The organism is Enterococcus raffinosus (assembly GCF_018917525.1).
Lineage (GTDB): Bacteria > Bacillota > Bacilli > Lactobacillales > Enterococcaceae > Enterococcus_A > Enterococcus_A raffinosus_A.
The window spans coordinates 1-5,503 of sequence record NZ_JAHLOS010000074.1; the positions used below are offsets into that span (position 1 = coordinate 1).

A 5,503-nucleotide genomic window follows, 5' to 3' on the forward strand; every position below is an offset into this window, starting at 1 on the left:
GATTTGCGTCATTGTCCGTTCATCCTTTATTGATTGTGTGAGAACTTCAATAATACATGAAATTGGGCAATGACGTTTTTTTATTGTCTTAAGTGGCTAAGTTCATTATAAAATCCGCCATTTTTTCATTCATAGTTTAGCATAGAAACTTTATTGAAACAGAATATTACTGATTGATTGCTCTTTCTGTTCATTCCCCTCCTTTTTAGCTATACTGGATTTAGAAGAAAAGGAGGGCGTTCATATGAATGAATTTTTAGCCGAAGAAGAAATGGAGAAATCAGAAGAAAAAAATCCGATGATGTTAAAATTGTTGAAGCAACGGACGATTTTGATTTACGGTGAGATTAATCAGGAGTTGGCGAAGTCAGTGACTGAGCAATTGCTTTATCTATCTGCCGTCAGCGATGATCCCATCACGATGTTTATTAACAGTCAAGGAGGTCATGTGGAATCTGGCGATACGATCCATGACGTCATCCGTTTCATTAAACCAAAAGTAAAAATGATAGGAACTGGTTGGGTTGCGAGCGCAGGCATTACAATCTATTTAGCAGCAGATAAAAAAGATCGCTATAGTCTGCCAAATACACGATATATGATCCATCAGCCAGCAGGCGGTGTTCAAGGACAATCAACTGAAATTCAAATTGAAGCAAAAGAAATTTTACGCATGCGCAAACGCGTAAACAAATTGATTGCCAAAGCAACCGGCCAAACATTGGAGCAAATCGAAAAAGATACAGATCGCAATTTCTGGTTATCAGCTGAAGAAGCAAAAGACTATGGCATTGTTGGAAAAATTGTTGAATCAGACTCAGCAGTTAAATAGAGGAGATTTTTTAAGGTAGGCGAGAGCCTATCTTTTTTTTACCTTATTTTATCCTATTTACTATATATTACTGTAGACATCAATCAATTAAAGAGATTTCACGACTTTTGAAGAAAAATGGATAGACAATAAAAAGTGAATCTGATAATGTTAGAAGAAAAATAAAATTTGATGTGAAAAATCTAAGGATATTAGTTTTCACTTTTTGCTTTAGCAGAGGTTGATAAAAAGATTTCTAAAAATAGGAGCCAGCCATATCGAGAATAAAGGATAAGGCTGGAGAAACAAATTTTTCTGAAAAAAATAATTTCTTTAGTAGGAGGAATAAATGTGGGAGCTAAATTAAAAGAGTTGTTAGGATTACCCTCTTTACGTGAAGCTCAGTTGATGAGTGGACAAAATTGCTTGAATCAAACGGTCACATCCTTATCTTTCTTGGATATTTCAGATATGGATGATTATGTTACTTTGCTTGAGACAAATGAATATCACTCTGGTGAGTTAGCACTGACTTCTTTTTTCAGCATCAAAGATGACGTAGGAAAACAATGTGAAGCAATTCGTCGGTTACATAAAATGGGTGAGCTGGGAATCATCCTCTATTACGTAGGGATCGTAGTTCCTAAATTGTCATCAGAAGTGATTCAAACAGCAGAGGATCTAGATTTTGTAATTATTCAAATGCCGAAAAATCAAAATCAAATTCGCTATAGCGAAGTAATCGTGGAAGTAATGGCGGCCATTTTGAAGGATCGCCCAACAGAAAATATTGTAAACGAGGTTTTGGAAAAGGCGTCATTATTGCCAGAACATTTGCGGACAGTCGAGGTGACATTGAGATTGCTTTCTGACTTACTACGGACGAATATCATTTTGACTAATCCTGATAATGAGGTGATTAATCAGGTCAAATGGCCGCGTAATTCCTCAGTTGATCTAGAGCGACTGTTACGTCGAGTCGTAGTGGAGGATGGTAAACAGGTTCAAAAAAATGATTTCGCAATTTTTTACAAAGAGCTTTATCATAAAGAGAATGGTCTCCTGCGATTCTATTTGTTAAAGGAGAACGAGCTGTTGACAGAGGCTGAGTGTAATCAATCTGTTGAATTGCTGCAGGTGGCAATGAACTTATGGGGAAAGAAGCACGGAGAAATTAGTGAATATGCTTTAGTGCAGGCCATTTTGAATGATGAAAGCGAAAAAATGTATCGTCTGGCTAATCATTTGAAGATTGATGTTAAAGGAATCGGTTTAATGTGGCTGCTACAGCTAAATGATTTGCGAGAAGAAAAAAAATTAAGGCAGGATATTCTAGCCTATGCCTCAAAATTTTATAAGACCTGTGTTGCTCAATTAATGGATGACCAATTGATTGTACTGTTAGGAAATTATTGTCACAATGATTCTGAGCTAGAGCTAGGTGAGTCTTACCTGCGGACGAGTCCCTATCAAGAAATAATCGATAGTATCGTTTTGTGTCCACGTTTACGAAATACCATGGATGTACGAATGACCTATCAGCTAGTTAACAAAGTTGCATTACAATTGCCAAAACTATTTCATGGAAAGAAGAGCTTTTCCATCAGTGAGATTCGTCAAGTCGCGAATGCTAGTAAGCTAATCCAATCAGGTGAAGCAGAGGTGGAAGAGACCCTTAGTGTATTATCACCGATCATGGACAGCAAAGAACAGCTGATGACGTTATGCAGTTTTTTATTAGATGCTGGAGCCGATTTTCAAATTTGCAGCGAACAGCTGTTTATTCACAAAAATACAGTGAAGTACCGAATCAAAAAGATTAGCGAAGCGCTAGGCTATAACGTTATGCGTTTTTCAGAGAGCTATGAATGCTACGTTGCTTGTTTGACCTATCGTTTAATCAGTCTATAATTTTAAGCTGAAGGCGGCTCGGATTTGCGAGCCGCCTTTTTTATAATAGCGCTAATAAGGCATCAATATCTTTTTCTTTTGTTGCCCAGCTTGTCGCAAAACGAATCACTGTATGCTCATCGTCATATTTTTCCCAGAAGCTGAAGGCGACCTCTTTTTTCAATTCTTCCATTTGCTTATTTTCCAGAATAATAAACTGTTGATTGGTGGGTGATTCTAAATAAAAACGATAATTCTTTTTAGTCAGCCCTTTTTTCAAGCGCATCGCCATTGCGATTGCCTGCCGACTGATCTCGAAATACAGTTGATCAGTGAATAAGGTGTCAAATTGCAGACCCAGCAGTCGTCCTTTAGCGAGCAGTGCGCCTTGCTGCTTCATATGAGCCACAAAGTATTCCGGTAAATTTTCTTTAGTGAAAACGACCGCTTCTCCTAATAATGCGCCGACTTTCGTTCCCCAAATGTAAAAGACATCGCAATATTTTGCAATCAGCGGCAATGTCAGATCAGATTCTGGACTAGCAAGACCGTAGCCTAACCGCGCACCATCCATAAATAAGGGAATTTTAAACTCGCGGCAAACCTCAGAAATATTTTTCAATTCTTCTTTGGAATAAAGCGTGCCGTATTCGGTTGGATGGGAGAGATAGACCATTCCCGGGAAAACCATGAATTCTCGATTGTCATCTGACCAGAATTGTTCAAGGTAAGAGCGCACCTGCTGAGCGGATATTTTTCCATTGGTTTGCGGCAGACTTAGAACTTTGTGCCCAGAAAATTCGATTGCACCTGTCTCATGGGTGGTAATGTGTCCAGTTTCCGGAGCGATAACACCTTCAATCTTTTTTAACAGGGAGGCGATCACTAACGCATTGGTCATCGTACCGCCTGCGATGAAAAAGACATCGGCTTCGGGACAGTGACAGGCTTGGCGAATCTTTTCGACTGCAGAAGCGGAATACTTATCTCGACCATAGCCGCTTAATTTTTCCTCATTGGTTTCAAGCATGCGCTGCAGGATTTTTTCATGTGCACCTTCTAAATAATCACTTTCAAAATTTAGCATAAAGAGCTCCTTCCATTTCCGATTAGTTCTCTTTTATTGTAGCAGATTGAAAGGATGTACAAGTGACAAAAAAGACCTGTGAACAAAATAGTCCACAAGCCTCTTGCTAATTAAAGTTCGATTGTTTCTCCGACTGCCATGACCTTGCCAACATTTTCTGGCAGTAGTTTGACAAAAGCTTCAGGGTCCTGCTTGATGACAGGAAAGGTGTTGTAATGGATCGGGACGACCTTTTTTGCCTTTAAACGTTTCGCAGCACTAGCAGCTTCACTAGGTCCCATCGTGAAATTATCTCCGATTGGTAAAAAAGCAATATCAATATCAAAGGCTTCGCCAAAGAGTGTCATATCACCGAAGTTTGAGGTGTCGCCAGCGTGATAGATCGTTTTACCTTCTTTTTGGAAAATAAATCCAGCCGGTTCCCCCATATAAATCATTTGTCCGTCTACCTCATAACCCGAGCTATGTTGGGCATGAACCATTTTTACACGACCAAAAGGAAAATCAAATTTGCCCCCAATGTTCATACCGTGGGTCTTTTCCACACCATTTTTTTCTGCAAAGCTACAGATTTCAACGTTACTAATAATTGTGGCATTATTACGTTTGGCAATTGGGATCATGTCGCCAATATGGTCACTGTGTCCATGAGTGATTAGAAGCCAATCGGTTTCTACCTCATCTGCCTTTAAGTCTGTCAACGTATTGCCAGTAATAAATGGATCAAATAATAATTTCTGTCCATCTTTCGTCGTAATTGATAGAACCGAGTGCCCATGATAAGTAATTTTCATCGTATATCCCTCTCTTTCTACGTATTCATTATAACGAAGATCCTCAATAATAAGGAAGCTTTTGCTTTTGTGTGAAATCGTTTAGAATAGAAGAAAACTAAACCGGGAAATGATGGAGGGAAGAGTATGCAGTTAACGATAGAGCCAAAAGTGAAAGAACAAGGTGTATCATTAGCCTATAGTGTTATCGAATTTACCAATGAAGCACATAATGAAAAAATCTGGCAAGAAGTGTTGAACCCTTTACTTAGAAGAATTGAATCGAATGATGTATTGGAAACCATCAAAGAAAATCCGCAGATCGTCGCGACGAAAAAGGTTTATAAAACATTAGGAAAAGATCCTGCACGTTTTAGACCGTCGTCTGATAGCTTGTGGCGTCGGATTGTTCAACAAAAAGGGTTGTATCAGATCAATGCGCTTGTAGATTTGAATAATTATTTTTCTTTAAAATGGAAGCTGCCATTTGGAGCCTATGACCTTGATAAAGTAACTGAACCCATCCAATTGACTGTTGGACAAGTAGAGGCACGCTATGCAGGAATTGGAAATAAATCAGTGAATATTGAAAATCTTTTGGTCTTAACAGATACTGAGGGTCCGTTCGGCAGTCCGACCTCTGACTCAACCCGTGGAATGATCGCTGAGGAAACGACACGTGCCTTATTAGTTGGGTACCAATTCGAAGATGAAGCAATTGTTGATCAAGCGGAAGTTAAATGTATTCTGGAAAAATATTTGGCAGACTGCCGAATCATCGAACAAGGAATTGTATAAATAAAAAAATCGAGGCAAATTTCTGCAATGTCATTAACTTAAGCATATTGACAAATAATCCGTAGTACTGGTGGAAGAATTGTTCTTCTCCAGTGCTACGGATTTGTCTTTTATTCGCTCGATGGCACGTCTAAATAAGCGATT

At 38.8% G+C, this 5,503-nt stretch carries 5 protein-coding genes; 3 read left to right on the forward strand and 2 right to left on the reverse strand.

Features of this window, described 5'->3' with window-relative positions; all coding sequences use genetic code 11:
* The first annotated feature begins 244 nt into the window (after positions 1-244).
* Together KQI58_RS22135 and KQI58_RS22140 are read left to right on the forward strand one after the other, a co-directional pair.
* A complete protein-coding gene (locus KQI58_RS22135) occupies positions 245-832 on the forward strand; it encodes an ATP-dependent Clp protease proteolytic subunit (RefSeq protein WP_216411099.1) in 588 nt (195 codons plus the stop codon).
* A gap of 330 nt (positions 833-1,162) precedes the next feature.
* Positions 1,163-2,722, forward strand: a complete 1,560-nt coding sequence (locus KQI58_RS22140; protein WP_216411100.1) for a PucR family transcriptional regulator — start codon at positions 1,163-1,165, stop codon at positions 2,720-2,722.
* A gap of 40 nt (positions 2,723-2,762) precedes the next feature.
* Here KQI58_RS22140 and KQI58_RS22145 read toward each other — a convergent pair whose 3' ends face one another.
* Both KQI58_RS22145 and KQI58_RS22150 read right to left on the reverse strand, forming a co-directional pair.
* A complete protein-coding gene (locus tag KQI58_RS22145) occupies positions 2,763-3,788 on the reverse strand; it encodes a threonine aldolase family protein (protein WP_216411101.1) in 1,026 nt (341 codons plus the stop codon).
* A gap of 110 nt (positions 3,789-3,898) precedes the next feature.
* Positions 3,899-4,582, reverse strand: coding sequence for a metal-dependent hydrolase (locus tag KQI58_RS22150; RefSeq protein ID WP_216411102.1), 684 nt, complete (start codon positions 4,580-4,582; stop codon positions 3,899-3,901).
* 126 nt (positions 4,583-4,708) lie between these two features.
* Between KQI58_RS22150 and KQI58_RS22155 the strand changes: the two genes are divergently transcribed.
* Positions 4,709-5,359 (forward strand): B3/B4 domain-containing protein, encoded by a 651-nt coding sequence (locus KQI58_RS22155; protein WP_216411103.1) that lies wholly within the window; start codon positions 4,709-4,711, stop codon positions 5,357-5,359.
* Positions 5,360-5,503 lie beyond the last annotated feature (144 nt).

Bases quoted from the DNA above. Each gene is read 5' to 3' on its own strand.
- KQI58_RS22135 (WP_216411099.1), top strand. From the start codon at position 245: ATGAATGAATTTTTAGCCGAAGAAGAAATGGAGAAATCAGAAGAAAAA.
- KQI58_RS22145 (WP_216411101.1), bottom strand. From the start codon at position 3,788: ATGCTAAATTTTGAAAGTGATTATTTAGAAGGTGCACATGAAAAAATC.
- KQI58_RS22150 (WP_216411102.1), bottom strand. From the start codon at position 4,582: ATGAAAATTACTTATCATGGGCACTCGGTTCTATCAATTACGACGAAA.
- KQI58_RS22155 (WP_216411103.1), top strand. From the start codon at position 4,709: ATGCAGTTAACGATAGAGCCAAAAGTGAAAGAACAAGGTGTATCATTA.